This is a genomic window from Tabrizicola sp., assembly GCF_036781545.1.
Classification (GTDB): Bacteria; Pseudomonadota; Alphaproteobacteria; order Rhodobacterales; family Rhodobacteraceae; genus Tabrizicola.
The window spans coordinates 1-26,498 of the sequence record NZ_DAIQAT010000032.1 but is presented as its reverse complement, the minus strand read 5'-3'; the positions used below and the strand labels follow the sequence as shown (position 1 = coordinate 26,498).

General features: G+C 67.0%; 30 protein-coding genes and 1 riboswitch. Of the genes, 8 read left to right on the top strand and 22 right to left on the bottom strand.

The window, feature by feature from the left end; genetic code table 11:
- From V7Q39_RS07780 to V7Q39_RS07760, 5 genes are all read right to left on the bottom strand, one after another.
- On the bottom strand, nt 1-917 hold a 917-nt coding region (locus V7Q39_RS07780; protein WP_333815989.1), incomplete at its 3' end, for a UDP-glucose dehydrogenase family protein.
- Nucleotides 918-1,036: 119 nt separating this feature from the next.
- The gene (locus V7Q39_RS07775) at nt 1,037-1,408 is read right to left on the bottom strand and encodes a hypothetical protein (RefSeq protein ID WP_333815988.1); all 372 of its coding nucleotides are present in this window, start codon (nt 1,406-1,408) and stop codon (nt 1,037-1,039) included.
- 1 nt (nt 1,409) lies between these two features.
- On the bottom strand, nt 1,410-3,407 hold the full coding sequence (locus V7Q39_RS07770) for a DUF2793 domain-containing protein (RefSeq protein WP_333815987.1): 1,998 nt from the start codon (nt 3,405-3,407) through the stop codon (nt 1,410-1,412).
- A gap of 179 nt (nt 3,408-3,586) precedes the next feature.
- The gene (locus tag V7Q39_RS07765) at nt 3,587-4,492 is read right to left on the bottom strand and encodes a DMT family transporter (protein ID WP_333815986.1); all 906 of its coding nucleotides are present in this window, start codon (nt 4,490-4,492) and stop codon (nt 3,587-3,589) included.
- Nucleotides 4,493-4,496: 4 nt separating this feature from the next.
- A complete protein-coding gene (locus tag V7Q39_RS07760; protein WP_333815985.1) occupies nt 4,497-5,183 on the bottom strand; it encodes a GNAT family N-acetyltransferase in 687 nt (228 codons plus the stop codon).
- A 434-nt stretch (nt 5,184-5,617) separates the two neighbouring features.
- Here V7Q39_RS07760 and V7Q39_RS07755 point away from each other — a divergent pair, with 434 nt between their 5' ends.
- On the top strand, nt 5,618-5,986 hold the full coding sequence (locus V7Q39_RS07755; RefSeq protein ID WP_333815984.1) for a toxin-activating lysine-acyltransferase: 369 nt from the start codon (nt 5,618-5,620) through the stop codon (nt 5,984-5,986).
- Between the two features lie 148 nt (nt 5,987-6,134).
- Nucleotides 6,135-6,638 carry an imm11 family protein gene (locus tag V7Q39_RS07750; RefSeq protein ID WP_333815983.1) on the top strand — a complete coding sequence of 168 codons (504 nt, stop codon included), beginning with the start codon at nt 6,135-6,137 and terminating at the stop codon, nt 6,636-6,638.
- Between the two features lie 150 nt (nt 6,639-6,788).
- On the opposite strand, the gene V7Q39_RS07745 is transcribed toward V7Q39_RS07750, so the two are convergent.
- Both V7Q39_RS07745 and V7Q39_RS07740 read right to left on the bottom strand, forming a co-directional pair.
- Nucleotides 6,789-7,193 (bottom strand): REP-associated tyrosine transposase, encoded by a 405-nt coding sequence (locus V7Q39_RS07745; RefSeq protein WP_333815982.1) that lies wholly within the window; start codon nt 7,191-7,193, stop codon nt 6,789-6,791.
- A 176-nt stretch (nt 7,194-7,369) separates the two neighbouring features.
- Nucleotides 7,370-7,975, bottom strand: coding sequence for a LysE/ArgO family amino acid transporter (locus tag V7Q39_RS07740; RefSeq protein WP_333815981.1), 606 nt, complete (start codon nt 7,973-7,975; stop codon nt 7,370-7,372).
- Between the two features lie 85 nt (nt 7,976-8,060).
- Between V7Q39_RS07740 and V7Q39_RS07735 the strand changes: the two genes are divergently transcribed.
- Nucleotides 8,061-8,942, top strand: coding sequence for a LysR family transcriptional regulator ArgP (locus tag V7Q39_RS07735; protein WP_333815980.1), 882 nt, complete (start codon nt 8,061-8,063; stop codon nt 8,940-8,942).
- 114 nt (nt 8,943-9,056) lie between these two features.
- Here the strand turns inward: V7Q39_RS07735 and metK are convergent, their stop codons facing one another.
- From metK to V7Q39_RS07690, 9 genes are all read right to left on the bottom strand, one after another.
- Nucleotides 9,057-10,223 carry a methionine adenosyltransferase gene (gene metK, locus V7Q39_RS07730; RefSeq protein ID WP_333815979.1) on the bottom strand — a complete coding sequence of 389 codons (1,167 nt, stop codon included), beginning with the start codon at nt 10,221-10,223 and terminating at the stop codon, nt 9,057-9,059.
- Nucleotides 10,224-10,229: 6 nt separating this feature from the next.
- A riboswitch (SAM-SAH riboswitch) is annotated at nt 10,230-10,278 on the bottom strand.
- Between the two features lie 35 nt (nt 10,279-10,313).
- A complete protein-coding gene (gene lnt, locus V7Q39_RS07725; RefSeq protein ID WP_333815978.1) occupies nt 10,314-11,789 on the bottom strand; it encodes an apolipoprotein N-acyltransferase in 1,476 nt (491 codons plus the stop codon).
- Nucleotides 11,790-11,792: 3 nt separating this feature from the next.
- A complete protein-coding gene (locus V7Q39_RS07720) occupies nt 11,793-12,668 on the bottom strand; it encodes a transporter associated domain-containing protein (protein WP_333815977.1) in 876 nt (291 codons plus the stop codon).
- A gap of 43 nt (nt 12,669-12,711) precedes the next feature.
- On the bottom strand, nt 12,712-13,212 hold the full coding sequence (ybeY, locus tag V7Q39_RS07715) for an rRNA maturation RNase YbeY (RefSeq protein WP_333815976.1): 501 nt from the start codon (nt 13,210-13,212) through the stop codon (nt 12,712-12,714).
- A gap of 168 nt (nt 13,213-13,380) precedes the next feature.
- Complete coding sequence (locus V7Q39_RS07710; protein ID WP_333815975.1) at nt 13,381-14,382, bottom strand: PhoH family protein; 1,002 nt, start codon at nt 14,380-14,382, stop codon at nt 13,381-13,383.
- 183 nt (nt 14,383-14,565) lie between these two features.
- Nucleotides 14,566-14,940: a hypothetical protein gene (locus V7Q39_RS07705; RefSeq protein WP_333815974.1), complete on the bottom strand. Its 375-nt coding sequence runs from the start codon at nt 14,938-14,940 to the stop codon at nt 14,566-14,568.
- A 42-nt stretch (nt 14,941-14,982) separates the two neighbouring features.
- Nucleotides 14,983-15,534, bottom strand: coding sequence for an OmpA family protein (locus V7Q39_RS07700; RefSeq protein WP_333815973.1), 552 nt, complete (start codon nt 15,532-15,534; stop codon nt 14,983-14,985).
- Between the two features lie 175 nt (nt 15,535-15,709).
- A complete protein-coding gene (miaB, locus tag V7Q39_RS07695) occupies nt 15,710-17,029 on the bottom strand; it encodes a tRNA (N6-isopentenyl adenosine(37)-C2)-methylthiotransferase MiaB (protein ID WP_333815972.1) in 1,320 nt (439 codons plus the stop codon).
- Nucleotides 17,030-17,096: 67 nt separating this feature from the next.
- Nucleotides 17,097-17,516 (bottom strand): GFA family protein, encoded by a 420-nt coding sequence (locus V7Q39_RS07690; RefSeq protein WP_333815971.1) that lies wholly within the window; start codon nt 17,514-17,516, stop codon nt 17,097-17,099.
- A 143-nt stretch (nt 17,517-17,659) separates the two neighbouring features.
- Between V7Q39_RS07690 and V7Q39_RS07685 the strand changes: the two genes are divergently transcribed.
- Entirely contained in the window at nt 17,660-18,529 is an 870-nt protein-coding gene (locus tag V7Q39_RS07685) for a hypothetical protein (RefSeq protein WP_333815990.1), read from the top strand.
- A 4-nt stretch (nt 18,530-18,533) separates the two neighbouring features.
- Here V7Q39_RS07685 and V7Q39_RS07680 read toward each other — a convergent pair whose 3' ends face one another.
- On the bottom strand, nt 18,534-19,379 hold the full coding sequence (locus V7Q39_RS07680; protein WP_333815970.1) for a helix-turn-helix domain-containing protein: 846 nt from the start codon (nt 19,377-19,379) through the stop codon (nt 18,534-18,536).
- 161 nt (nt 19,380-19,540) lie between these two features.
- On the opposite strand from V7Q39_RS07680, the gene V7Q39_RS07675 reads away from it, so the two are divergent.
- Nucleotides 19,541-19,813, top strand: a complete 273-nt coding sequence (locus V7Q39_RS07675; protein WP_333815969.1) for a DUF1127 domain-containing protein — start codon at nt 19,541-19,543, stop codon at nt 19,811-19,813.
- Nucleotides 19,814-19,827: 14 nt separating this feature from the next.
- Here the strand turns inward: V7Q39_RS07675 and irrA are convergent, their stop codons facing one another.
- Together irrA and V7Q39_RS07665 are read right to left on the bottom strand one after the other, a co-directional pair.
- Nucleotides 19,828-20,238 carry an iron response transcriptional regulator IrrA gene (gene irrA / locus V7Q39_RS07670; RefSeq protein WP_333815968.1) on the bottom strand — a complete coding sequence of 137 codons (411 nt, stop codon included), beginning with the start codon at nt 20,236-20,238 and terminating at the stop codon, nt 19,828-19,830.
- An 85-nt stretch (nt 20,239-20,323) separates the two neighbouring features.
- Nucleotides 20,324-21,574 carry an MFS transporter gene (locus V7Q39_RS07665; RefSeq protein ID WP_333815967.1) on the bottom strand — a complete coding sequence of 417 codons (1,251 nt, stop codon included), beginning with the start codon at nt 21,572-21,574 and terminating at the stop codon, nt 20,324-20,326.
- A gap of 87 nt (nt 21,575-21,661) precedes the next feature.
- Between V7Q39_RS07665 and fabA the strand changes: the two genes are divergently transcribed.
- Complete coding sequence (fabA, locus tag V7Q39_RS07660) at nt 21,662-22,171, top strand: bifunctional 3-hydroxydecanoyl-ACP dehydratase/trans-2-decenoyl-ACP isomerase (protein WP_294977754.1); 510 nt, start codon at nt 21,662-21,664, stop codon at nt 22,169-22,171.
- Between the two features lie 2 nt (nt 22,172-22,173).
- On the opposite strand, the gene V7Q39_RS07655 is transcribed toward fabA, so the two are convergent.
- The 3 genes from V7Q39_RS07655 to gdhA all read right to left on the bottom strand — a co-directional run bounded on the left by V7Q39_RS07655 (nt 22,174) and on the right by gdhA (nt 24,337).
- Nucleotides 22,174-22,449, bottom strand: coding sequence for a type II toxin-antitoxin system RelE/ParE family toxin (locus V7Q39_RS07655; RefSeq protein WP_333815966.1), 276 nt, complete (start codon nt 22,447-22,449; stop codon nt 22,174-22,176).
- Between the two features lie 3 nt (nt 22,450-22,452).
- Nucleotides 22,453-22,737 carry a CopG family ribbon-helix-helix protein gene (locus V7Q39_RS07650; RefSeq protein ID WP_333815965.1) on the bottom strand — a complete coding sequence of 95 codons (285 nt, stop codon included), beginning with the start codon at nt 22,735-22,737 and terminating at the stop codon, nt 22,453-22,455.
- Nucleotides 22,738-22,981: 244 nt separating this feature from the next.
- Nucleotides 22,982-24,337, bottom strand: a complete 1,356-nt coding sequence (gdhA, locus tag V7Q39_RS07645) for an NADP-specific glutamate dehydrogenase (protein WP_333815964.1) — start codon at nt 24,335-24,337, stop codon at nt 22,982-22,984.
- 224 nt (nt 24,338-24,561) lie between these two features.
- Here gdhA and fabB point away from each other — a divergent pair, with 224 nt between their 5' ends.
- Nucleotides 24,562-25,791 carry a beta-ketoacyl-ACP synthase I gene (gene fabB, locus V7Q39_RS07640; protein WP_333815963.1) on the top strand — a complete coding sequence of 410 codons (1,230 nt, stop codon included), beginning with the start codon at nt 24,562-24,564 and terminating at the stop codon, nt 25,789-25,791.
- A gap of 6 nt (nt 25,792-25,797) precedes the next feature.
- Nucleotides 25,798-26,498, top strand: a 701-nt coding sequence (locus V7Q39_RS07635; protein WP_333815962.1) for an enoyl-ACP reductase FabI, incomplete at its 3' end; no start/stop codon positions are given.

Sequence of the window (26,498 nt, the reverse complement as noted above, 5' to 3'; positions counted from 1 at the left end):
AGGTCGACGATCTTGTCGATCATCCGCCGCTTCACCTCGTCGTTGACCTTGATCACCGCCTCGACGATCTGCATCGGTGCCGCATGGTCCTGCCCGATCCGCGCCAAAGCCTTGGTATCTTTCGGAAAACAGCTGCCGCCATAGCCGGGACCCGCATGCAGGAACTTGTCGCCGATGCGCCCGTCCATGCCGATGCCGCGCGCCACCGTCTTCACATCCGCCCCGACCTTTTCGCACAGGGCAGCGATCTCGTTGATGAAGGTGATCTTGGTCGCGAGGAAGGCGTTGGCCGCGTATTTGATCATCTCGGCGCTTTCGAGGCTGGTGTAGACCATCGGAAACTCGCGCAACGACAGCGGCCGATACAATTCAGCCATCACCTTGCGCGCCCGTCCCGTCTCCACCCCTACCACCACCCGGTCGGGATGCATGAAGTCGTCGATCGCCGCCCCCTCGCGCAGGAACTCCGGGTTCGAGGCAACATCGAAGGCCGCCGCCGGATTGGCCGCGCTCAACGCCTCGGCCACCTTGCGGTTGGTGCCGAGCGGAACCGTCGACTTCGTCACCACCACCGCATAGCCGGTCAGCGCCCGTCCGATCTCTGCCGCAGCCGCCATCACATAGGTCAGGTCCGCATGGCCATCGCCGCGCCGGGTCGGCGTGCCGACGGCGATGAACACCGCCTCGGCCCCGTCCACCGCCGCCGCCAGATCGGTCGAGAACGACAACCGGCCCGCCGCCGCATTCTTGGCGATCAGCGCCTGCAGGCCCGGCTCGAAGATTGGCACCTCGCCGCGCTGAAGCCGCTCGATCTTGGCCGGGTCCTTGTCGACGCAGGCCACTTCATGCCCGAAATCGGAAAAACAGGCGCCCGAGACCAGCCCGACATACCCCGTCCCGATCATCGCGATGCGCATCGTGCCGCCTTCCCATCTGGGTCAGCGGCATGTCTATGCAGGGCCGGACAGGCTGTCAAACGATGCAGGGCGCGACGGAAGACGGGGCCCGCGCCCCGGGGGGATAGGCCCCGCAGGGCTCAGGGCTTCCGGGGCTTGGGGAAGCGGGATTTGACCTCGGCCACAGCGGCCAGCCACTCCTCCTTCGGCACCTCGTCGCGCTGCCAGCGGAAGAACAGCGGGTCGGCCTCTGCCACCAGCGCCTCGCGCAGCGCCTGGTCGCGGTCGGAAAGCGCGGCGCGATAGTCGGCCTCTGCCCGCTCGGCCAGCTCTTCTGGCGACGGCGGAACCGGCTCCGGCACCGCGCGCGCCACCCAGTTGCCTTTCGCCGTCCGCCGATGCCCGGCCAGGAACGCGACGGACTTGTCCTCGACCGGCTCGCTGCCCTCGCGCGGGTCCGGACCGATCCAGGCGGGAATGCCGTCTTTGGTGAACAGGACGTGCAGTGTCATCTCAATACTCCGTTCCGATCAGCATCTTGCCAAGCGCCAGTCCAACCACCGAGGACACGCCACCCACGCTGACATAGAAGTAGGGCTGCAGCATGTCCGAGGTCGCGGGCAGGTCGGCCGTAAGCGTCCCCTCGGCCACGGCCCCGGCCTCCAGATGGGTGACGCGATAGCTCACGCTCTGGGGCGAGCCGGGCGGAGAATACAGCTCCAGCCGGTAGGTGAAGACCCGGTCGACGTTCGGTTTCGGGAACGACGCGCCCAGCGCGATCTTGGTGGCCGTGCCCGTCGCGTCGTTGGACATGATCTGCACCTGGGTGTCGGTCGCGTCATAGCCCAGCCCCACCATCCGAAAGAGCGTCGAAGGATTGACGTCGGTCGGCGTCGCGGCGTTGCTCAGGAACCCCATGAAGAAGCGATGGCTCGCGTTCGTGACCCCGGTCGACGGCCCGGCATGCATCACCGCATAGAACCCGCCCGCCCAGGCGCTCACTCCGCCGACCGAATAGTTGTTCGCGTTCGACCGCCAGCCCGCGACCGCCGTCGTCGCCGCCGTCGTCACCAGATATTCGATCCGGCGCAGCCGCTCGCGCCGCGTCGTCGTCGCCAGGCCCGAACTCGAGGCAGTCCCTACCGCCACCGGCGAAAGCCCCAGGTTCGTCACCGTGGTCCCGGCGGCCGGCTCGAAGATGCTGATCTGCCCGAAGCCCAGATGTGGCTGCACCAGCCATTCGCCGCCCGTGGTCCCACGGAACTCCGGCAGCTGCATCCCCGCCAGGGTGCCGCCGTAAAGCTTCACCCCGCCCGCCGCCGGGGCTGTGGGGCTCGCGATCACCGGCAGGCGCAGCTGCCCGCCCTCGATCCTGACATCCGCCGCGCCGGCAAAGGCTCCGGCGTTGTTGTACTGAAGCTCGCCACTCGCCCCACCCGGCGTACCGCCACCGCCACCCGCAGGCGCAGCCCAGGTGCCGTCGGCCCGCAGGAAGTTCGCCGTACCCCCGCCCGAAGCCGGGGTCAGGCCCTTCGCCGCGCCGGTGAACGTATCGAGCAGCGCCGTCGCCTGCGCCGCATCCAACGCCTCCGGGCTGCCCGTCCCGGCCGAGGCGCGGCCCAGCACCGTGCCCGTCGCCATGTCCGCCAGCTTGCCCAGGGACACCGCGCCCGCGTCGATGGTCCAGGCCGTTCCCGACCCCGAGACCGTGATATCCCCCTTGTCGCCGTCGCCGACGCCCGCTCCGCCGCCGCCGATCACCTGGGTAACCCCGGCCGACCGCACCTTCACCTCGCCCGTCGCCGTGTTCAGCCACAGCGTCCCGTCCACCGGCGCACCGGGGTCTGCCGCCTGCCCCCCCAGATGCACCGGCTGCGGCAGCGTCACCTCGCCCGTCGCGGCACCTGCGACCAGCGCCACCGACCAGGCCGAGCCATCCGCCGAAACCTTGACGCTGAAATCATCCGCGCCCGCCGTCCCCATCTCGGCCCGCCCGCCGAACCCGGTCTGGAACAACAGGCTCGCCGTATCGCCCGCCACCGCCTTGTTCAGCTTCAGCTGGTGCCCCGATCCCGCATGGTTGAACAGCGTCGCAGGCGCCGACACCGCCAGCCGGTTCGTCGCATCCGGCGTGGCCGAAACCCCCAGCCGCCCCACCGTGAACGGCCCGTCCGACAGCGCGATCCAGCTGAGCCCGTTGAAGAAGGCCATCTGGCTTTCCGCCATCACATAGGCCTGCCAGCCCGGCAGCGCCTGGGTGAACTGCCACCCCGCTTGCGTGAACATCGCGATCCGCCCGGCCTGCCCGACCCAGGCCCCCGTCGCCCCTGCCGCCACGATATGCCGGTCGCCGATGGTGGGCAGCGGCGGCGGAGCGGTCAGCGTCCGGTTCAGCACCGCCAGCTGCACCATCAGGTCCAGCTTCGCCAGCGCCTCGTTATGGGTGACATGCTTCTGCGCCTGCGCCGGAAGGATCAGGGGCAGCGACAGGATCGTCGTATCGTCGGGCATCAGGAACCTCCGCGGGAACGCCTTGGCGGGGGACCCTAGGGAATCTCCCTCAACGCCCGCTCACCGCCCCGCGCGCACCCCCGCCGCCCGGCGCAACACCCCCCGGGAGACCACAGTTGCTCCTTGCCAAATACTCCCGCCGGACGCGCCGCCACGCGTCCGCGCAGGCTGCACCGCTCCTAAAGATCGTCCGCCGCCGCCGGTCCCACCCGGTCCCGCCGCGCCTCGGCCCAAGTGTTCGCGCTGATCGCCAGGATGATCAGCCCGCCCCCCGCCAGCACCCAGGGCTCCACCGGCTCGCCAAAGGCCAGCGCCCCCAGCATCGCCGCCCAGATCAGCTGCAGGAAGGTCACCGGCTGCGTCACCGCCAGCGGCGCCGCCCGGAACGCCCGCGCCATCGCGTAATGCCCCAGCGTCGCCAGCGCCGCCACGCAGGCCAGCCATGCCACCTGCTCCACCCTGACCGGCTGCCACTGCGCCAGCGCCAGCGGCAGAAGCCCCAGCGTCACCGTCAGCGACAGCACCGCCACGATGGCCGAGGCCGGGGCCTCCCGGCTCAGCCGCTTGGCGATGATGTAGCTCATGGAAAAGAACACCGTCGCCCCCAGCTGCGACAGATGCCCCAGCGACAGCTCCCGCACCCCCGGCCGCAGCACGATCAGCCCGCCCGCCACCGCGACGCAGACCGCCGCGATCCGCCGCGCCCCCAAGCCCTCGCCCAGAAGCAGCCCGCCGATCACCAGCACCATGACCGGCCCCAGGAAGGCGATCGCCGCCATCTCCGCCACCGGCACCCGCGCCATGGCGTAGAACCACAGGATCACCGCCACCACATGCAGCGCCCCGCGCCCCAGGAACATCCGCCCCACCCCGGGGGCAAACCGCATCCCCCGCACCGCCCACAAAGCAGGCAGCAGGAACATCAACCCGAACCCGAACCGGATGAAGGCCGACTGCGCCGCGGGCAGCTCCGTCCCAAGGTATCGGACGATCCCGTTCACCCCCACGAAGGACAGCCCCGCCCCCGCCATCCAGAGCGCGCCCTCCAGGGGCCGCCCCAGGTCGCTTGCCTGCACAGCACGCATGACTTCAGGCCCCGACCTCCGCGCGGACCTCTTCCAGCCGCCGCTTCTGCCGCCCCCCGGCGTCGAAATTCGCAGGCGACAGCCAGCCCTCATAGGCCTGCCGCAGCTTCGGCCATTCCTTGTCGATGATCGAGAACCAGGCCGTATCCCGGTTCAGCCCCTTCACCACCAGATGCTGCCGGAACACCCCTTCCGCCGTGAAGCCGAACCGCGCCGCCGCCTTCTTCGACGGCAGGTTGTCGTCGTTGCACTTCCACTCGAACCGCCGGTAGCCCAGGTCGTCGAAGACATGCCGGGCGAACAGGAACAGCGCCTCGGTCGCCGCAGGGCGCTGCGCCATCAGCGGTCCCCAGTAGATGTTGCCGATCTCGATCACCCCGTTGGCCGCATCGATCCGCATCAGCGTCTGCCGCCCGGCAACCTTGCCCGAGGCCTTGTCGATCACCGCATAGAACAACGGATCCTCGCTCGCCGCCACCTTCGCCACCCAGGCGGCAAAACTCTCCCGGTCCGCGGGCGGGGCCTCGGGCAACCAGCGGAACTTCTGGTCGGCGTCGACCGTGTCCGAGGCCTCGTACAACCCCTCGCCATGGCGCGCTGCATCCAGCCGCTCCAGCCGCACATAGCGCCCCTCGATCACCGGAACAGAAGGCCGCTCCCGCGCCGTCCAGTGCCGCATGTCCTCTGCCATCGCCTTGTCCCCCGACTGCCACACCGCCTTGCTACCCGCACCGGCGCCTCATGCCTTAGCGCCACCATCCGCGCGATGCTAGCGCCAGATCGGCCGGTCGCGGGCAGGCTTCCGTTCTGGGTAACCGTAAGCTGCGTGCCACCCCACCGCTCCTGGCAGGTCCGGATGTCGAGGGCGCGGTGCTCTTGGTTTTTCAAGGCGCGGAGGGTTGGACCCACCCCATGCTTGCTACTCCGAGTTGCATTCCGGCCCCGCTTCCCCTCACTTTCTCCCGGACAGGAGTCCCCGACATGCCCACCCCGACCGCTCCGGTCGCGACGACCGATGATGCCCAGCTGAGCGGCCACACCCCGCCCCGGCAACCCGTAGGGTGCGTGATTTCACGCACCATCCCCGTCCCCACCCGCGCAACATTTCAAACCCGGCCCCGGTGCGTGAAATCGCGCACCCTACCCCTGATCCGCGACCGGATCGCCATCGCACGTCCGACTAAGGACGAGCCGGGGATGCTGACCGACGTCGCGGGCTTCGCGATCTGGGCCTCGGTCAGCGAGCAGGTTGACCTGAAGATCCGCGACCAGATCAAGGCGGGGACCTTCCCGATCCGCCTGAAGCCCGAGGACTGGCAGAGCGGGTCGATCAACTGGCTGCTGGATGTCATCGCACCCGACCGCAAGACCACAGGCCGGGTGATCGCGAACTTCCGGCAGGTGGTGAAGGAGGGCGACCTCCGACTGCATCCCCAGATCGCCGGGCTTGTCGAGCCGGAGATGCTGGAGAAGATGGGCGCAGCGCCGAGGTAAGATCTCTAAGACCTCCAAAGGAACTGAAGGAGCAAACCTGGCATACATAGCGGAAAGTTCGCTCGGGCACAAATACTGGGCAAATGTCGAATGCCTGGACGATGATACCGCCCTTCGGGCATTCAACAGCGCTCGCAACACGCGGGGCATGATTGCCGGCATTCCGTTGCCGCCGGAGATCGTGCCCCGCCGGTATGTTGTAACAGACGAAAAGATGCCGCTTCACGGGTTCGTCAACTGCGTGAATGGAATCGCGGTCGATGATCGCGCGGTTTCCGCGGTCGAGGCTTTGGAGCCAGGGGTGCATCGGTTCCACCCGATCGAGATCACGATGAAGGCCGATGGCAAACCGCTGCCGCGACCGCAGCTTCTACTGAATTGCTGCACCAGCGTGGATGCGATTGATCCGGCAAACTCAATGATCAAGATCAAACGGCCGCTCCCGGAAGAAACCCATCCGGACTTGTGGTATTACGAGCGAAAGATGGGTGGCCCTTTACAGCTTTCCGTCCATCGCGAACGGATCACCGGCCGCGCGATGTGGTGGGACAACCGGTTCAAACGTCTGTTCTTTTCCGACGCCTTGGTTGCCGCCCTGCATATGGCGGGCGTCGAGGGGGTTGAGCTAAGCCCCCACGTCGCCGAAACCTGAGCGACGGTTACATCCGTTCACAACATAACAGCGAGCCGTAGGGTGCGTGATTTCACGCACCATCCCCCTTCCCCCATGCGCGACATTTCAAACCCGACACCGCCACGACACACCCACCATGGTGCGTGAAATCGCGCACCCTACGGGACGTCACCACCCGTACCGGCCGTCCCGGACATCTCGATGGACCGACGAAAATGTCCAATCCTCCGGCCTGTCGGCCAACCCGTGCTTGACCGGGTTCCACCAGCAATACCGGATATGGGCCGCGAGATCGGCCTCGTCGCGGAGATGATGTTCCCAGAACCGGCGTTGCCAGACCCCGCGCTCCTGCCGCGCCTCGTGGCTGTTGCGCAACCGGCCCACCGGCAGCTCCTGCGAGAACCGCGCCTTGATCAACCGCCACCGAACCGAATAATCCGCATCCCCCTCCGGCAGCGTCCAGACCGCGTGGAGGTGGTCCGGCAGCACCACCCAGGCGTCGATCCGGAACGGGCGTTCTGCCATGGTCTGCCGCACGGCCTCACGCAACGCGCCGACATGATCGACCAGCACCCGCGACCGACGGTCGGCCAGGGTGACGGTGAAGAAAACCGAGACACCGGGACGCGGGAGCGGATGTAGCGGGACATGGCCCGAAAGCTGGCATCAAGGCCCTAACAAATTCCTAACGCCCGCAGCCAACCCCTTGATTTCCCATACCGTGAAGCCCTGCCCGCGCGCGGGCACCCTCAGCCTCTGAAGGCCAGCCCCGCCGCGATGGCCCACATCGTGACCCCCACGCCGATCTCCAGCCAGACCCAAGCCGCGGGGCGGGCGAAGACCGGCGCCAGAAGCCGCGCCCCGAACCCCAGCGCGGTGAAGAAGCTCAGGCTGCCGCAGACCGCCGCCACCCCGAAGGCCACTTGATGCGGCGCGTGCTGGGCCGAGATCGACCCGATCAGCACCACCGTATCCAGGTAGACATGCGGGTTGGCCCAGGTCAGCACCAGGCAGGTCGCCAGCACCTTCCCCAAGGGCGCCGCCGCGTTTTCGGACGGCTTCAACGCCTCCCCGCCCCGCAGAGCCGCCCGGAACCGAAGCGCCCCGTAGACCAGCAGGAACACCACCCCCAGCCAGCGCATCGCCTCACCGAACCAGGGGACTGCCTTGCTCAGGCCGCCGAACCCCGCCACCCCCGCCGCGATCAGTACCGCGTCGGACAGGGCGCAGACCGCCACCACCGCCGCCACATGCTCCCGCCTGAGACCCTGCCGCAGCACGAAGGCATTCTGCGCCCCGATCGCCAGGATCAGGCTCACCGATACAAGGTAACCGTTTACCGCCGCCTCGATCATCACCACTCTCCTGCCCCGCTTGACGGCTAGCCGGGGCAGGTTGCAAAATCCAGTTAATCTTCCTGTCTTGGATTAAGGCCCGTTAATGCTCGACCCGGCTCAGCTTGCCGCCCTTGCCGCCGTCCACCGTCGGGGCGCCTTCGATCTTGCGGCGACCGAGCTGCATGTCACCCCCTCTGCCATCTCGCAGCGGATCAAGGCGCTGGAGGAGCAGACGGGCACCCTTCTCATCCGGCGCGGCCAGCCTTGCCAGGCGACCGAGCCCGGGCTGCGGCTGATCCGCCACCACGACGAGGTCGCCCTCCTCGAACGCACCCTCGCCGACGATCTGCCCGGCCTCGCCGCCCCCGGCCCGGCCATGCTGCGGATTGCTGTCAATGCCGACAGCCTGGCCACCTGGGTCATCCCGGCGCTGGCTGCGACTGACGGCCTGCTCTTCGATCTGGTGATCGACGACCAGGATGTCAGCCAGGACTGGCTCCGGCGTGGCGAGGTCGTCGCAGCGATCACCGCCCATCCCGGCCCGCTGCAAGGCTGCGACACGATCGCCCTCGGCGCGTTGCGCTACCGCGCGACCACATCCCCGGACTTCGCCGCCCGCTGGTTCGCGCAGGGCCTTACGCCCGAGGCACTTGCAACGGCGCCCGGACTGACCTTTTCCGACAAGGACCAGCTGCAAACCCGCTGGGCCACCCAGCGCGGACTGGTGCGCCCGGTCCTGCCCACCCACCGAATGGCCTCGTCACAGGCCTTTGTCGATGCCTGCCTTCACGGCCTCGCCTGGGGCATGAACCCCGAACCGCTGATCGCCCCGCATCTCGCCTCGGGGGCCCTGGTCGAGCTTGCGCCGGACACTCCGCTGGATGTGGCGCTCTACTGGCAGTTCACCCGTCTCGCCGCTCCGGCCCTCAGCCCGCTGACCGAGGCGATCCGGCGGGCCGCGAAGCCCGTGCTGGTGCAAGGATAAGGGCACCCCTCAACCAACCACGCGCAGCAATCGCCGAACCGCTGCGCACCATCGGGCAGCCTGAATGAAAAAAGGGCGGCCGCGCCGCCCTTTCATCCCGCGCTGATGGTGGTCTCAGACCGCCTTCTTCAGGGCCTCGACCAGATCGGTGCGTTCCCAGCTGAAGCCGCCATCCGCCTCTGGCGCGCGGCCGAAATGGCCGTAGGCCGAGGTCCGGGCATAGACCGGCCGGTTCAGGTCCAGATGGGTGCGGATGCCGCGCGGCGTCAGGTCCATCACCTCGGCCACCGCCTTCTCGATGCGGGAAGCCTCGACCTGGCTGGTGCCGTGGGTGTCGACATAGATCGAGAGGGGCTTCGCCACGCCGATGGCATAGCTGAGCTGCAAGGTGCAGCGTTCCGCCAGCCCGGCCGCGACCACGTTCTTCGCCAGATAACGGGCCGCATAGGCCGCCGAGCGGTCGACCTTGGTCGGGTCCTTGCCGCTGAACGCCCCGCCGCCATGCGGCGCGGCCCCGCCATAGGTGTCGACGATGATCTTGCGCCCCGTCAGGCCCGCGTCGCCGTCCGGGCCGCCGATCACGAAGGTCCCGGTCGGGTTCACATGCCATTCGGTCTTGCGGGTGATCCAGCCCTCGGGCAGCACCTCGCGGATATAGGGTTCCACGATCTTGCGGATGACCTTAGAGGTCTGCCGCTTGGAGGTGTGCTGGGTCGAAAGCACGATCGAGGTCACTTCCACCGGTTTGCCATTGGCATAGCGCAGCGTCAGCTGGCTTTTCGCATCCGGCCCCAGCGTCGGCTCGGCGCCGGACTTCCGCACCTCGGCCAGGCGGCGCAGGATGGCATGGGCATACTGGATCGGCGCAGGCATGAATTCCGGCGTCTCAAGGGTGGCGTAGCCGAACATGATGCCCTGGTCGCCCGCCCCGTCGCGGTCCACCCCCTGCGCGATGTGGGCGGACTGTTCGTGCAGATAGTTGTGGACCTTGATCTTGTCCCAGTGGAACTTCTTCTGCTCGTAGCCGATGTCCTTGACGCAGTCGCGGACGATGCCTTCGATGCGGCCCATCATCGCCTTGGTCGCCTCTTTCGACGACAGGCCGACCTCGCCGCCCACGACCACGCGGTTGGTGGTGGCGAAGGTCTCGCAGGCGACGCGCGCATTCGCTTCTTCCTTCAGGAAGGCGTCGAGGACGGCATCCGAGATGCGGTCGCAGACCTTGTCGGGGTGGCCCTCGGAGACGGACTCCGAGGTGAAGACGTAATCCTTGCGGCTCATGGAAAGTGCTCCGTTGGGTTCATCCCGCCACGCCAGGAAGCCGTTGTGGGGGTTCAAGATGCGCCTGCCTAGACGGGAGGGGAGGCCCCGTCAATGGGCAGCGCGCCGCCTTGGGTTGAACGCGACGGCGAAGAGGCCCGCCAGCAACAGCGCCAGCGGCCCGTCGCCCCAGCGGGACCAGGGTGTCGGCGGCAGGGCGCCGGGGACCTGCGTGTCCAGCGCCGCCATCGTGCCGAAGGGCAGTTCCTGCACCACCCGGCCATGGGCATCGACCACTGCGGTGACCCCGGTATTCGCCACCCGGATCAGGGGCAGCCCCTGTTCGATCGCCCGCAGCCTTGCTTGCGCGAAATGCTGGAACGGTCCGGTACGGATACCGAACCAGGCGTCGTTGGTGATCTGCAGCATCCAGTCGGGCCGCGTCGGGACGGCGTTGACGTCACGCGGGAAGATCGCTTCGTAACAGATCAGCGGCAACACCTTGCCGAAGGGGCCAAGGTCCAGCACGCGCGGCCCCGGCCCGGCGGAATAGGTGTTGCCTGCCTGGGCGGCGAAGGCCTTGAGCCCGAACCAGGCATAGGCCAGGTCGCCGAAAGGGATGTATTCCCCGAAAGGCACCAGATGCGCCTTGTCGTAGCGCGCGGTCTCGACCCCCTCGCCCTCCAGCACGCGCAGGCTGTTGTAGAACCGTTCGCCCTCCTCGCGCTGGATGCCCGCCGCCACCGGCCTGCCGCCCGAGGCCGCGGTGATCATCCCGGCCACTTCCGGCGCATATTCCAGCATGTAGGGCACCGCCGTCTCGGGCCAGATCGTCAGGTCTGCCGGGCCGTCCTTTGCGGTCAGCATCAAGAGACGGTCGAGGAATTCCTGCGCCCGCGCGGCCTCCCATTTCGCGGATTGCTCGGCATTGGGCTGCACCAGCCGCAGGCTGCCCGGGCGCGGCTCCGGCAAGGGCTGGTCCAGCCGCCAGAGCCCGAAGCCGAAGGCCGCGGCAAGGATCAGCGCCGATCCGGCCGCGCCCTTCCAGCGCCAGAGGGCCGGCAGAGCGGCGGCAAGCAGGGTGACGAGGCTCAGGAGCGAGGGGCCCCCCAGCGCGGCCAGTTGGTCGACGGGAGTGCCGATCCAGACATGGCCCAGCATCGCCCAGGGAAAGCCGGTGAAGACCACGCCGCGCAGCCATTCCAGCGCAACGAAGGCGACGACGAAACCCAGGGCGGGGTTGGGAAAGCGCCGCGCCAGAACCGCCGCCGCGGCCCAGAAGAGGGCGAGGCCGAAGGACAGCCCGACCACGGCGAAAGGCGCCATCCAGCCTGTCGCCGCGGTGTCGATCAGGAAGGGCTCGACGATCCAGCTCAGCGCCAGCGCGAAATAGCCCGCCCCGGCCAGCAGCCCGGTCCAGAAAGCCGCGCGGGCGTCGGGCATCCGGTCCAGCAGCCAGACCAGCGCCGCCAGCGCGGCCAGCGTCGCGCCCCATAGCCCCCAGGGCTCCTGTCCCAGGGCGGCCATGGCCCCGAGCCCCGCCGCCAGCGCCGCGCCGCGCCAGCCGGTCAGCCAGCCGTCAATCATGCGTCACGCGGAACCCGGCACCGGCAGCCGGACCCGCAGCCGCTTGATCCGTCGCGGGTCGGCATCGACGATCTCGAACTGGGCGCCGCTTTCATGGCCGATCACCTCGCCCCGCGCCGGTACCCGGCCCGAGCGCAGGAAGACGAGGCCGCCCAGCGTGTCGATCTCCTCGTCCTCCTCGCCCGCGCGCAGGGGAATGCCCAGCGCGGCCTCGATCTCCTCCAGGGGCGCGGTGGATTGCGCCAGGATCACGCCGGGCTTCTCCTCTTTCCAGAGCGCGCCCTCGTCCTCGTCATGCTCGTCCTCGATCTCGCCGATCACCGTCTCGATCAGGTCCTCGATGGTGACGAGGCCATCGACCCCGCCGTATTCGTCGATCACCAGCGCCATGTGGACGCGCTCCTTCTGCATCTTCTGCAGAAGGACGCCGGTCGGCATCGACGGCGGCGCGTAAAGGATCGGGCGCAGAAGCCGCTTCAGGCTGAACCGCCCCGTCGCCCCGAAGCCGTGCTGCAGGGCAAGGTCCTTCAAGAGCACCAGCCCCTGCGGGTGGTCGAGCGTGCCCTTGTAGACCGGCACCCGGCTGAAACCGTGGTCGCGGAAGACCTGGACCAGCTCGTCCTTGCCGATGTCCAAGGGCACCGCCACGATCTCGGCCTTCGGGATCGCCACATCGTCCACCCGCATCCGCCGCAGCGCGTTCAGCCCCTGCGGGGCCGCAACGGTGCCGGGCGCCACGTCGGAAGCGGTCGCGTCGGACCCGGAACTGAAAGCGGAAAGGAGCCTGCCGAAAAAGCCGCGCTGGCCCTCAGAGGCGGGTTCATCGGTCTCTACCTGCGCGCTCTGCGCTGCGGGAGACCCGTCGGTGCTACTGCCCATCGGTCCTTTGTCCGAAAAACCACCCGTCATGCGGATGCGATCCCTAATATGGGTCAGAAACCCCGAGGCTGGCAAGTATCCGCACTTCCAGGGTCTCCATCAGCGCGGCATCCGCGTCCTCGATATGATCATAGCCCAGAAGATGCAGCACCCCATGCACGATCAGATGAGTCACATGGTCGGCCATCGGCTTGCCCTGCTCCTCCGCCTCGCGCGCGCAGGTCTCCCAGGCAATCGCGATGTCGCCCAGGGATTCGGGATCGTCCGCCGCGCCGGGCTCCGGCAACTCCGGCGCCTCGCCCGCGAAGTCCGCTCCCAGCTCTTCAGAGGGCCAGCTCAGCACATTCGTCGGCTGTGGCTTGCCGCGGAAATCACCGTTCAGCACCGCGATCCGCGCATCATCGCAGCCCATCAGGCTGATCGCGAAACCCTCGACAGGCAGGCCCAGCCCGGCGAGAACCGCCCGCCCGGTGCACTCGGCCAGAGCCTCCAGCCCGAAGGCCTCCCAGCGCGCGTCCTCGATCACCGTCTCGACCAGTTCCATGCGTCCGGCCCTAGCCTGAAGCCCCGACCGGCTCAACCCCGCCAGCCCTTGCTCTTTCCGAAACACTCTGGGGGTTTGGGGGTGAAACCCCCATCGCCCGAGGAGGAGGCGAAGGCCGACGACGAGACAAAAGCCTCGCGCGCCAGCGCTCCGCCCGATAACCGCCCCTCACCCCTGCGCTTCGTCGGCCTCATAGGCCTCGATGATCCGGCCGACCAGCGGGTGACGCACCACGTCCTTCGAGGTGAAATAGTTGAAGCTGACGCCCTTCACCCCCTTCAGAATGCGCTCGGCATCGGCAAGGCCCGAGGCCGTGCCGCGCGGGAGGTCGACCTGGGTCCGGTCGCCGGTGATCACCATCCGGCTGCCCTCGCCCAGGCGGGTCAGGAACATCTTCATCTGCATTGAGGTGGCGTTCTGCGCCTCGTCCAGCACCACGAAGGCGTTCGAGAGGGTCCGACCGCGCATGAAAGCCAGCGGCGCGATCTCGATCCGTTTCTCCTGGATCAGCTTTTCCACCTGTTTCGACGGCAGGAAATCGTTCAGCGCGTCGTAGAGCGGCTGCATGTAGGGATCGACCTTCTCCTTCATGTCGCCGGGCAGGAAGCCGAGGCGTTCGCCCGCCTCCACCGCCGGGCGCGAAAGGATGATCTTCTCCACCGCGCCCGAGATGAACATGGTCACGCCGACCGCCACCGCGAGATAGGTCTTCCCCGTCCCCGCCGGGCCGATGCCGAAGCCAAGCTCATGCTGGAACAGGTTCGCGACATAGGCCTTCTGCGCCTCGGTCCGGGGTTCGATGGGCTTCTTGCGGGTGCGCAGTTCCATACCCGTCGAGAACAGCTCGATCTGTTCCGCGCTGTCGGCATCCACCGGACGGCCCATCCGCATCGCGCCGTCGATGTCGCCAGCCGCCACGTTGCGCCCCGATTCAAGCCGGGCATACAGCGAGCGCAGCACCGCCGCGGCCTGTTCCCGGGCCGTCTTGTCGCCGATCACCGCCAGACGGTTGCCGCGCCGCAGGACATGCACCCCCATCTGATGCTCGATCTGCGCGAGGTTGCGGTCGAATTCGCCGCAGAGATCGATCAGCAATCGGTTGTCAGGAAATTCGAGGACAGTTTCCACGATATCCTCGGCGGACGGGGGGGTCAGCGCGCTGATGCCCAACGGGGTCTCCTTTTATCAGGGCCACAATAAAACTGTGCAGCCGGATACGTCATCTGGCAAGCGAAACCAGAGACAGACACAATTTGTTGCGTCACTTCATGGAAATTTCATGACGCCCGGCCAGAAGCTGCGCAAGGAAAAGGCCCCGGCACTGCCGGGGCCATCTTTCCTGTCGGTCAAGGATCAGAGCCTGGGCTTGATCTTCGCCGGGCCCGAGACCCGGTCGCGAATACCGGCGCTGCGGGTCTCGTAGACGCCGATCACCGTGCCGGGGGGATATTTGTCGTCGCAGACCGGCAGCCCGGTCTTGGGGTCGAAGCGTGGGCTGGAATAACCCTCGATCCCGTCGTCGATGATCCAGACCTGGCAACCGTCAGGATCATAGGCAATGGCGGCTTCACCATCGACCAGTCCCCCGGAGTCGTGACCGTGATCCTCGGCCGTCGCGATCACCGAATCCGGCCCGGAATAGCGTTGCGTGCCCTCGAACCCCTCGAACAGGCCACAGCCTGACAGGGCAAGGGCAAGCCCCAGTGCCGCGACGGGCACCGGAGCCATGCCGCGACGGTCGGCGTCAAGTCTATCTGCAAGCATCATCGGTCAGCCTTTCTTGCAGAGCACTTCGACACGGCGGTTCTTCGCCATGCCCTTGGCCGTCCCGTTCGTCGCGGCGGGCCGGCTTTCGCCATAACCGGTCACGCTATCGACCACCGCGCCGACCGAGCGCGCCACATCAGCCACCGCCGCGGCGCGAGCCTCGGACAGGCCCTGGTTATATTCCTCCGAGCCGCGGCTGTCGGTATGGCCGGCGATGGAATAAGAGAAGGCATCGGTGTGGCTGAAATAGTCTTCCAGCTTCGCACGGCCCGCTGCGGTCAGGGTGGCGCTGGCCGTGGCGAAATAGGTGTCGGCGCTCTCGGTCAGGCAGCTGGTTTGCTTCAGGCAGACGGGCTTTCCGGTCTTCGGATCGCGGCGTGGCACCATGTAGCCTTCGGTTCCCCCGTCGGCCCACCAGTGCTGGCAGCCATCGGCATCGATCCACAGGCCCCATTCGATCTTGCCCGAGACTGCGGGACCGTCCTGCGCCATCGCCATCGGTGCGAGGATCGCGCCGCCGCAGACCACAGCCGCAGCCAGTGCGTGCCGAAGCATGCTCCCTAATGCCATCAATCCCCCACTCCCGATCACGTGGCCCGAGTCAGCCCCTGTCGAGCAATAAAGCAGATCGAATCGCACAACGAGACGGGTTGGACAGGCCACGCCGGGTTATCCACAGATCAATTCGGCGGATTCGACGTTTTTCTCGCGACTGTGACGGAAAAATGACTCAGGCGGCGGTGGCAACCAACTCCGCCGCCAGGGAATTGGAGGCCGAGGCGGTGATGCGCACCCGGACCAGTTGTCCAATCCGGCCCTCCGGGTCCTGGACATGCACCGCATGCAGGTGATCGGACTTGCCGACCATCTGGCCCGGCTTCCGTCCCGGCTTTTCGTACAGCACCTGCACCTCGCGCCCGACCATCGCCTCCTGCGCCGCGCGCTGCTGTTCGGTGATCAGCGCCTGCAGCTCCTGCAGCCTTGCGTCGGCCACATCGGCGGGCACGGGGGATTTTTCGGCTGCTGGAGTGCCTGGCCGCGCGGAATATTTGAAGCTGAAGGCCGCCCCGAAGCCGACCGCGCGGATCAGGTCCAGCGTCGCCTGGAAATCGGTATCCGTCTCGCCGGGGAAGCCCACGATGAAATCCGATGACAGCAGGATATCCGGCCGCGCCGCCCGGATGCGTTCGATCAGCCGCAGATAGGCTTCGGCGGTGTGCTTGCGATTCATCGCCTTCAGGATGCGGTCCGACCCCGACTGCACCGGCAGGTGCAGGTAGGGCATCAGCTCTGGCAGATCGCCATGCGCGGCGATGAGGCTCGCGTCCATGTCGTTCGGGTGGCTGGTGGTATAGCGGATGCGGGCCAGCCCCTCGATCCCGGCCAGTTCCCGCACCAGCCGCGCCAATCCCCAGGTGCCCCCCGGCCCCTCGCCGTGATAGGCGTTGACGTTCTGGCCCAGAAGCGTGATCTCGCGCACCCCCTGCGCGACCAGCCCCCGCGCCTCGTCCAGCAGGCGCGCGACGGGGCGGCTGACCTCGGCCCCGCGGGTATAGGGCACCACGCAGAAGGCGCAGAACTTGTCGCAGCCTTCCTGCACCGTCAGGAAGGCCGTCGGCCCGCGCAGGGCCTTACGTTCGGGCAGCAGGGTGAACTTGTCCTCGACCGGGAAGTCGGTGTCGACCTGCCGCCCCTCTGCCTCGATCATCGCCGGCAGGCGGTGATAGGCTTGCGGGCCAACCACGAGGTCCACCACCGGCGACCGGCGCAGGATCTCCTCGCCCTCGGCCTGTGCCACGCAGCCCGCGACGCCGACCTTCATCCCCGGCCTTTCCGCCTTCAGCGCGCGCAGGCGCCCGAGGTCGGAATACAGCTTCTCCGACGCCTTCTCGCGGATGTGGCAGGTGTTCAGAAGCACCATGTCGGCCTCTTCCACCACATCGGTCGTGACGTAGCCCTTCGCGCCCAAGGCTTCCGCCATGCGCTCGCTGTCGTAGACGTTCATCTGGCAGCCGTAGGTCTTGACGTAGAGCTTCTTCACATCGGTCATGCGGGTCGCACCATCAGGGGATGGACCGGGCATCTACACCCATCCGCCCCGACCGGCAACGCCGCGATCACCCCGCCGCTGTCGCCACGTCCGGCCCGTCTCCCGCGTATTGCGGCAGGCCATCGTCGATCCGGTAGAACTCCGGTCGCCCCGCGGTGCAGATGTGATAGCCCGGGTGCAGGCATTCCGGCCGGTCGAAGGACCCGGCAAGGATGGCGTAGCGCGCTTCCGCATTCGGCTTCCAGAACAGGATCGTCCCGCAGGTGGCGCAGAAGCCCCGCCTGGCGAAGTCCGAGGCCGCGAACCAGGTGATGTGCTCGGCGCCCGACAAGTCCAGCGCTTCTGCCGCCACGCTGGTCGCCGCGAAATACAGACCTGACTGCCTCCGGCATTGCGAGCAGTGACAGAAGATCACTTCGCGCAAGGGTCCCGTCGTGACGAAGCGCACCTTGCCGCACAGGCACCCGCCGGTCTGAGCCTCGTCCATTCCATCCTCCCGGTTTTCGTCCAGTCTCACTCCGCCGTGGTGTTGGCAGTCAACCGCAGCCGACCGATCCCGATACCTTCGCGACACCTTGCATCGGCCCGCCGGATCGCCGACCCTGCCGCGCGACGCCGACCGGACCCATGATGCGCTATCCCAGCCTTGCCGACCTCCTTGACCGCAAGCGCGCCGATCTCGGCCGCGGCCCCCTGTCGCTGGTCCTGGCCGAGGACGGTGTCGCGCTGGACGAGACGCTGGCCCACCAGCAGAAATGCGGCTTCCGCGATGTGGTGCTGCTAGCGCCCGCAAGCGTCGCCATCGCGCCCGACCTCGAAGACCGCGTCCATGTCGTGACCCATGATGTCTTCGCCGAGGGCGCGCTGATCCAGGCCGTGAACGCCGTCATCGCCCGGCTTCCGGGCACCTGGCTGCACTACTGCCACAACGCCGAATTCCTGTTCTTCCCCTTCCTCGAGACCCGCCGCATCCGCGAGATGCTTGCCTTCCACGCCGAGGAACGGCGTGAGGCGATGCTGACCTATGTCATCGACCTCTATGCGGGCGACCTGGACCACAATCCGGAGGGGGTGGCGCTGGACGATGCCTGGCTCGACCGGAAGGGCTATTACGCCCTCGCCCGGAAGGATCCCGCGAACGACTGGCAGCCCAAGGACCGGCAACTCGACTTCTTCGGCGGGCTGCGCTGGCGGTTCGAGGAACACATCCCCCACGCCAGGCGCCGCATCGACCGCATCTCGCTTTTCCGCGCCAAGCCGGGGCTGAAGCTCCTGCCCGACTTCACGCTCTCGGACGAGGAGATGAACACCTATTCCTGCCGCTGGCACCACAACCTGACCGCTGCCGTCTGTTCCTTCCGCACCGCCAAGGCGCTTCGCACCAATCCCGGCTCGCGGCACGCGATCCCGACCTTCCGCTGGCCCAATTCGGTGCGGTTCGACTGGCAAAGCCAGCAGCTGATGGACCTCGGGCTGATGGAGCCCGGCCAGTGGTTCTAGGGTCCTAGCTCTCGTCACCGCCGGTGGCGAAGGGTACCTGCAGCAAGGGCCGCACCCCGTCCAGCGCCTGATCCAGCACGCGGCGCACCGGCGGGGGCACCTCGGCATGGTCGATCAGCGGGTCCAGCCGACAGTCCTCCAGATGCGCCGCCAGATCGGCCTCTGGGTCCTCGGTCAGGTCGCGCTGGCGCTGCAGCACGACCGGCGAGGCGGTGGGCACCAGCAGCCCTTCCGCGGGACCCGATAGAATGCCGGTGATGAACCGCGCCTTCGGCTGCTGGCCCGCGTTCAACACCAGGAAGGCCATGGCCTCGAACCGCTCTTCGGCCAGGATCACATACATCCGGTTCAGCATCAGCAGGGCCCAGCCTTGGAAGGCAAAGCCCTCGGCCCCATAGCGGGCGCCGATCAGACCGTCCTCGGGGCGCAGCATCAGCGCCATCCGGGCGATCTTCTCGGGCTGGCTGAAGGCGCGGTAATACATGAGATAGGCGCCGAAGTATTCCACGCCCCGCCGTCCCGTCTCGCGCCGTGCGGCCTCCAGCAGGCCAAAGGGGATCGGCAGGCTCTGGCCAGGTTCACCTTCGATTACCGGTACGACGGGCTGCACCAGCGCGCGGAACGTCGGCGCGGGGGCCTCGAAGGCCATAACCGTGAAACCCGGCAGGCTTTGCGCCAGCACGGACGCGATGCGCGCCACATTGTGCTGCGTCGGGCGCACCCGCCCGGATATCCAGCGCGAGACCACGGACTTGTCCACCCCGACCGCCGCGCCCAGCGCGGCAGGAGAGACATTCGCCTGCTTCAGCGCCAGACGCAGCCGTCCGGCGAAATCCTGAGGGATATCCATTCGCCCCCCTTTCCGTGCAACCAGATGCAACGTCGCGCAAGCCAACGCAACCCGTCACCATGCATTGCAACTGGCGCCACCGGGGCGTCGGTGGCAAAAGCTGCCGCAGCGTCATTTACGGCGCCAAGACCAGAATAACTTTTCATCAGGCTTTTCAACAAATGTCACAGATACAGACCTTTTCCCCGACCAAGGCACGGCGCTTCACAGCGCCGCAGACACGCCGGATAGCCAACGACTTCCCCATGAAGGCTTCCGGCGTGTCGATCGCCGCCCTGTTCCGGACCATTGTTTTCCGGTATCGCGCCTGGCAGGCTTGGCGTGCCGAACGGGACGCCCTGCGGTCACTGCGCACGGCAGGCGACCACCTGCTCGACGACATCGGCCTGGACCGCTGCGGGATCGAGGACATGCTGCGGAAGTACGAGCGCTAGCTCTGACCCGATCTTCAGGCCTTGCGCAGGCGGATCACCACGTCCACGCGGCTGACCGCCATGCCCGGAGGCACCTGTGGCAGGGAAGAAATCTCCAGCTCTTCCGCCGGAGCGTCGGTCAGCGCATGGCTGTCTTCCCAATAGAAATGCGGATGATCGTCGATGCGGGTGTCGAAATAGCTTTTCGAGCCGTCGACCACGACCTCGTTCATCAGACCCGCATCGCAGAAGGCGCGCAGCGTATTGTAGACCGTCGCCAGGCTGACCCGTTCGCCGGTGCCCAGCGACAGCGCATAGAGGCTTTCTGCCGTGACATGCCGGTCCATCCCGTCGCCGATCAGAAGCTCGGCCAGCGCAAGCCGCTGCCGCGTGGGGCGCAGGCCCCCCGTCTTCAACCAATCCGCGCTGCGTTCCGTTCCGGTCAAATGCCCGTCCCCAAGGTTGCCCGACGGCTGCCGTCCCCTGATATAGGGCCGCAAACCCGACTGTTTCAATGCGGAATCGACGGGATCAGCGTGAAATCGCAGCAAATCCGTTACGAATGGCCCCCCAGACCAGCACCGCAACCGCAATCGAGCCCAGTCCGGCCACCCAGAATGGCAGAACCAGCGTCGGGCTGCGGGCCAGGAAAGCCTCGCCCAGCGACACCACCAGCCCCGACAGGACCAGCCCGACCGGCATCATCCCCCAGGCCAGAAGCCGGTAAAGGCCGTTCACCCTACCCAGAAGCCTGTCCGGGATCAGCCGCTGCCTCGTGCTGACCGAGACCACGTTCCAGACAAGACCGGTGAACTCCATCGCGGCAAAGCACAGCCCCAGCGTCCAGGGTCCCGGCGCAACCGCCATCGCGATGAAGCAGGGGCCAGAGGCCGCAAGCATCCATTGCATCGTCCGCACCGCGCCCAGCCGTGCCGCGATCCGCTCTCCCATCAGGCTTCCGGCGATGCCGCCGACCGCCCCCCCTGCAAGGGTCAGCCCATAGGCCTGCGCCGAAAGGTGCAGGTTTTCCTGCGCGTGCAGCACCATCCCGATCACGATCATCTGGTGGAACAGGTTCCAGAACCCCGTCGTCACCGCCAGCACCTGCAACAGCGGCATCCCGCGCAGGAAGGCGAACCCCTCGCCCAGTTCGGCCTTCCAGCCGCGCCGGTCGGTTCGCGCCGCACGGAACTGCCCTGCCAGCCCCGCCACCAGCAGGATCGCCAGCCCGTAGGCCGCGGCATTCAGCCCGAAGGCAAGCGGCAGCCACAGCCCGATCAGAAACGCCCCCAGCGCCGGCCCGATCAACGCGTTCGTCAGCAGTTCCGCGCTCCAGAGCTGGCCATTCGCCCGTTCCAGCCGCTCGGGAGGCACCAGCGCGGGAAGCATGGTCTGCGCCGCATTGTCGCGGAAGACCTCGGCCCCGCCCACCACGAAAGCGGCAAGCAGCAAGGACCAGTAGAGGACCGGAGCCGAGACCCCCTCGGCCGGGGCGGTCGCCAGCGGCAGCGCCGCCCACAGGGCCGAAGCCGCCCCCAGGAAGGCCAGCGCCCGAAGCGCATCCATCGCCAGGATCAGCCGCCGCCGGTCGACCCGGTCCGTCACCAGCCCGGCGGGCAGCGCCAGCAGGAACCAGGGCAGCCGCAGCGCCACCGGCACCAGCGCGACCAGCAACGCATCCCGCGTAAGAAGCGAGGCGATCCAGCCCCAGGCCACCACCGCCACCCCATCCGCCAGGTTGGTCATCCCGCTGGCACCGATGAACCGCTGCAATGCCGTCATGCCCGCCCCCTAATAGCCCGCCAGACTTGCCAGTCTTCGCCCGCGAATGCTAGGGAGGGTGAAGGGGTAAATGGGGGACCACAAGGGATGGCGTCGTATCCGACCTTCTTCGACAAGGAAGCGCTTCTGGCCTGTTCGCGGGGCGAACTTTTCGGCCCCGGCAACGCCCAGCTTCCCGCGCCGCCCATGCTGATGATGGACCGGATCACCGACATCTCGGAAGACCGGGGCGAGCACGGCAAGGGCCATGTCGTCGCCGAATTCGACATCACCCCCGACCTCTGGTTCTTCGCCTGCCACTTCCCCGGCAACCCGATCATGCCGGGCTGCCTCGGCCTTGACGGGCTCTGGCAACTCACCGGCTTCAACCTCGGCTGGCGCGGCTGGCAGGGGCGCGGCTATGCGCTGGGGGTGGGCGAGGTGAAGCTGACCGGCATGGTCCGCCCCGACCGCAAGAAGCTCACCTACAAGGTGGATTTCACCAAGGCCTTGCAGACCCGCCGCCTGACCATGGGCGTCGCCGACGGCATCGTCGAAGCCGACGGCGAGGTGATCTACATCGTCAAGGACATGAAGGTCGCGCTAAGCGAGGCGTGAAGCTAACGTTCGGCACGCAAATCAAGGACGCGCAGGATTTCGATGCGATCGGCCTTCAGCCGGTAAAGCAGGACGAACGGCGTCCGAAGCACCGGAAATTCGCGCGCTTCGGACCCTTCGGTGGTCGGATGGCCGATGAAGGGACTCTCGGCCAGCAGCGCCTCGGTCCGCAGCAGGCTGTCGCGCGCGTTTCCTTTTCCCTCGGGAAAGACCGTCGAATAGTAGCGGCGAAACCAGCCCATATCCTCCAGGGCCTTGGCTGCATAGACGAGCTTCACAACTCAGGCTCTGTTCAGGAAGATATCCGGCTGCGGCGCGGGTGCCTCGTGATCCGTGTCCCAGGTTTCCATCCAGTCATGCACGGCTTTGCGGGACACAAATGCTCCCTTGTCAGCCTCCCAGATTGCCTCCGCGATCAGTTGCTCCCGCATCTCGCTGACGCGCTTCATGTTCTCGATAGCCTGCTTCGCCACCCAGCCGGCCGAACGGTCACGGCGCCGCGCCTCGTCCTCCAGCCACTGCTTGAGTTCCGGCTCAAGACGCAGGGTAAATCGGGTAGAAGACATGGGCATTGCAGCTCCGAAAGACAGCCGTCGGCATTTGTCTGACAGTGTATGCCTACCAGGATGCTTGTCAAAAGCATTCCCGGCCGCCCCCGGTCGGGAGGCCCCGGCGCCTTTGCCTCCCGACACGTCAAGCGGGCAGCGGTGGAATGGCTTTCCCTCACCAGTGCGCCAGAAATAAAAAACATCGGCACTGATAAGGTGGGCAGATTGCCACCCCCGAGCCGCCCCCGAACATCCCGCTGCTTCAGATCACCCCCAGCATCCGCATCGCTTCCGCGACCCGGACGAAGCCCGCGATGTTGGCGCCCAGGACATAGTCGCCGGGAGCGCCGTATTCCTCGGCGGTGGCGTGGCAGGTGTCGTGGATGTTGCGCATGATCGTGGCCAGCCGCGTCTCGGTCTGCTCGAAGGTCCAGCTGTCGCGGCTGGCGTTCTGCTGCATCTCCAGCGCCGAGGTGGCGACCCCGCCGGCGTTGGCGGCCTTGCCAGGCGCGAACAGCACGCCCGCCTCCTGGAACACCCGCACCGCCTCTGGCGTGCAGGGCATGTTCGCGCCCTCGCCCACCGCCACCACGCCGTTCTTCACAAGCGAGCGGGCATCCTTGCCCGACAGCTCGTTCTGCGTGGCGGACGGCATGGCAACCTGGCAGGGCACCTCCCAGACCGAGCCTTTGTCGGCCGGGATGAAATGCACCCCGGCGCCGCGGCGCCGGGCATATTCCGAGATACGCTCGCGCCGGACGTCCTTGATCTCCTTCAAGAGCGACAGGTCGATCCCGGCCTCGTCGACGATATGACCACTGGAATCGGAACAGGCAACGACCGTGCCGCCGAAGCTCTGCACCTTCTCGATCGTGTAGATCGCGACGTTGCCAGATCCCGAAACGACGACCTTCTTGCCCTCGAACGAGGTGCCCTTCGTCGCCAGCATCGCCTGCACGAAATAGGTGTTGCCGTAGCCTGTCGCCTCGGTCCGCGCGCGCGACCCGCCATAGGCCAAGGCCTTGCCGGTGAAGACGCCCGCCTCGTAGCGGTTGTTCAACCGCTTGTACTGCCCGAACATGTAGCCGATCTCGCGCCCGCCGACGCCGATGTCGCCCGCGGGCACATCGGTCTGCTCGCCCAGATGCCGGTGCAGCTCGGTCATCAGCGACTGGCAGAAACGCATGATCTCGCCATCGGACTTGCCCTTCGGGTCAAAGTCCGAACCGCCCTTGCCGCCACCGATCGGCATGCCGGTCAGCGCGTTCTTGAAGGTCTGCTCGAAGCCGAGGAATTTGATGATCCCCACATTCACCGACGGATGGAACCGCATGCCGCCCTTGTAGGGGCCAAGCGCCGAGTTGAACTGCACCCGGAAGCCACGGTTGATCTGCACCCTGCCCTTGTCGTCGACCCAGGGGATACGGAAGATGATCTGCCGCTCGGGCTCGCAGATCCGCTCGATCAGCGCGAGGTCCAGGTATTGCGGATGCTTGGCCACCACGCGGCCCAGGCTTTCCAGCACTTCATGCACGGCCTGGTGAAATTCGGGCTCACCGGCGTTGCGGCGCGTGACCTCGGCCAGGATCGGCTGAAGCTTTTCATCAATCGTGTTCATCGCGGCACTTTCGGGCGGTTGGACAGAATGTCTCGGGCGACGCCCGACCCTGTGCGACTAGCTGAGTTTCCAGGCAGATTGAATGGGTTTTTGCCACTTTTATGTGCATAAAGCGACGCGGCCCGACATTCTGCGCAATCACGCGCGGAGCGACCGGCACCCAACCTTCTTGCCCCCTCACCCCCTGTGCCCTAAACAGGCCTTGAGTTACCAAGGGAGGCCCCATGCGCCGCGTCGTCATCACCGGGATCGGGATCGTCTCGTCCATCGGCAACACCGCCGCCGAGGTCGAGGCGTCCTTGCGCGCGGGCAAGTCCGGCATCGTCTTCTCTCCCGACTATGCCGAGCATGGCTTCCGCTGCCGGGTCCACGGCGCGCCGCACATCGTGCTGGAAGACCATATCGACAAGCGCGATCTCCGCTTCATGGGCGACGGCGCGGCCTATACCTTCATCGCGATGGACCAGGCGGTGAAGGACAGCGGCCTTTCCGAAACCGACATTTCCAACGACCGCACCGGGATCATCGTCGGCTCCGGCGGGCCGTCCACCAAGTCGTTCTTCAAGGCCCACAACATCGTCCGCGAGACCGGCAGCCCGAAGCGCATCGGCCCCTTCGGCGTGACCAAGGGCATGTCCTCCACGGTCTCGGCCTGCCTTGCGACCCCATTCAAGATCAAGGGCGTGAACTACTCCATCACCTCGGCCTGCTCGACCAGCGCGCATTGCATCGGCAACGGCACCGAACTGATCCAGATGGGCAAGCAGGACATCGTCTTCGCGGGTGGCGGCGAGGAACTGGACTGGACGCTCTCCTGCCTGTTCGACGCGATGGGCGCGATGTCCTCGAAATACAACGACGCGCCGGAAACCGCGTCCCGCACCTATGACGCCAACCGCGACGGCTTTGTCATCGCGGGCGGTGGCGGCATCGTCGTGCTGGAAGAGCTGGAGCACGCCCTCGCCCGCGGCGCGAAGATCTATGGCGAGGTCACCGGCTATGGTGCGACCTCCGACGGCTACGACATGGTCGCCCCCTCGGGCGAAGGCGGCGAACGCGCGATGCGGCTGGCGCTCTCGACCCTGCCGGAAGACCGCAGGATCGACTACATCAACTCGCACGGCACCTCGACCATGGTCGGCGACGTGACCGAGGTCGAGGCGATCCGCCGCGTCTTCGGGCGCGGCAGCACGCCCCCCATTGCTTCCACGAAATCGCTGACCGGCCACTGCCTCGGCGGCGCGGGCGTGTGGGAGGCGATCTATTCGCTGCTGATGCTGAACGGCGATTTCATCGCCGCCTCGGCCAATGTCGTCACGCTCGACCCCGCGCTCGACGAAGGCGAGATCGTGACCAAGCTTCGCGAAGGGGTGAAGCTCGACTCGGTCCTTTCGAACAGCTTCGGCTTCGGCGGCACCAACGCCACCCTCGTCATGTCCAAATACCTCGGGTAACGCATCATGGCCGAACTGATGAAGGGCAAGCGCGGGCTTGTCATGGGCGTGGCGAATGACCGCTCCATCGCCTGGGGCATCGCCTCGTCCCTTGCGGCAGAGGGCGCCGAACTGGCCTTCAGCTACCAGGGCGAGGCCTTCGGCAAGCGGGTGCAGCCTCTTGCCGCCTCGGTCGGGTCGGATTTCCTGATCGATGTCGACGTGACCAATGAAGACAGCCTTGACGCCTGCTTCGCCGAAGTGGGCCGCCGCTGGGGGTCGCTGGACTTCGTGATCCACGCCATCGCCTTCTCGGACAAGACCGAGCTTACCGGCCGTTTCATCAACACCACCAAGGGCAATTTCCTCAACTCGCTGAACATCTCCTGCTTCAGCTTCATCGACGTGGCCCGCCGCGCCGAACCGCTGATGACCGATGGCGGCGCGCTGATCACCCTGACCTTCCAGGGGTCGAACAAGGTGGTGCCCAACTACAACGTGATGGGCGTCGCCAAGGCTGCACTGGAATCGGCCACCCGTTACCTGGCGAACGACCTCGGCCCGCAACGGATCCGGGTCAACGCCATCTCGCCCGGCCCGATGAAGACCTTGGCCGGATCGGCCATCGGCGGAGCGCGGGCCACCTACCGCCACACCGAGGACAACACGCCCCTGCGCTCCAACGCCACGCTGGAAGCGATCGGCGGCACGGCGGTCTGGCTCTGCTC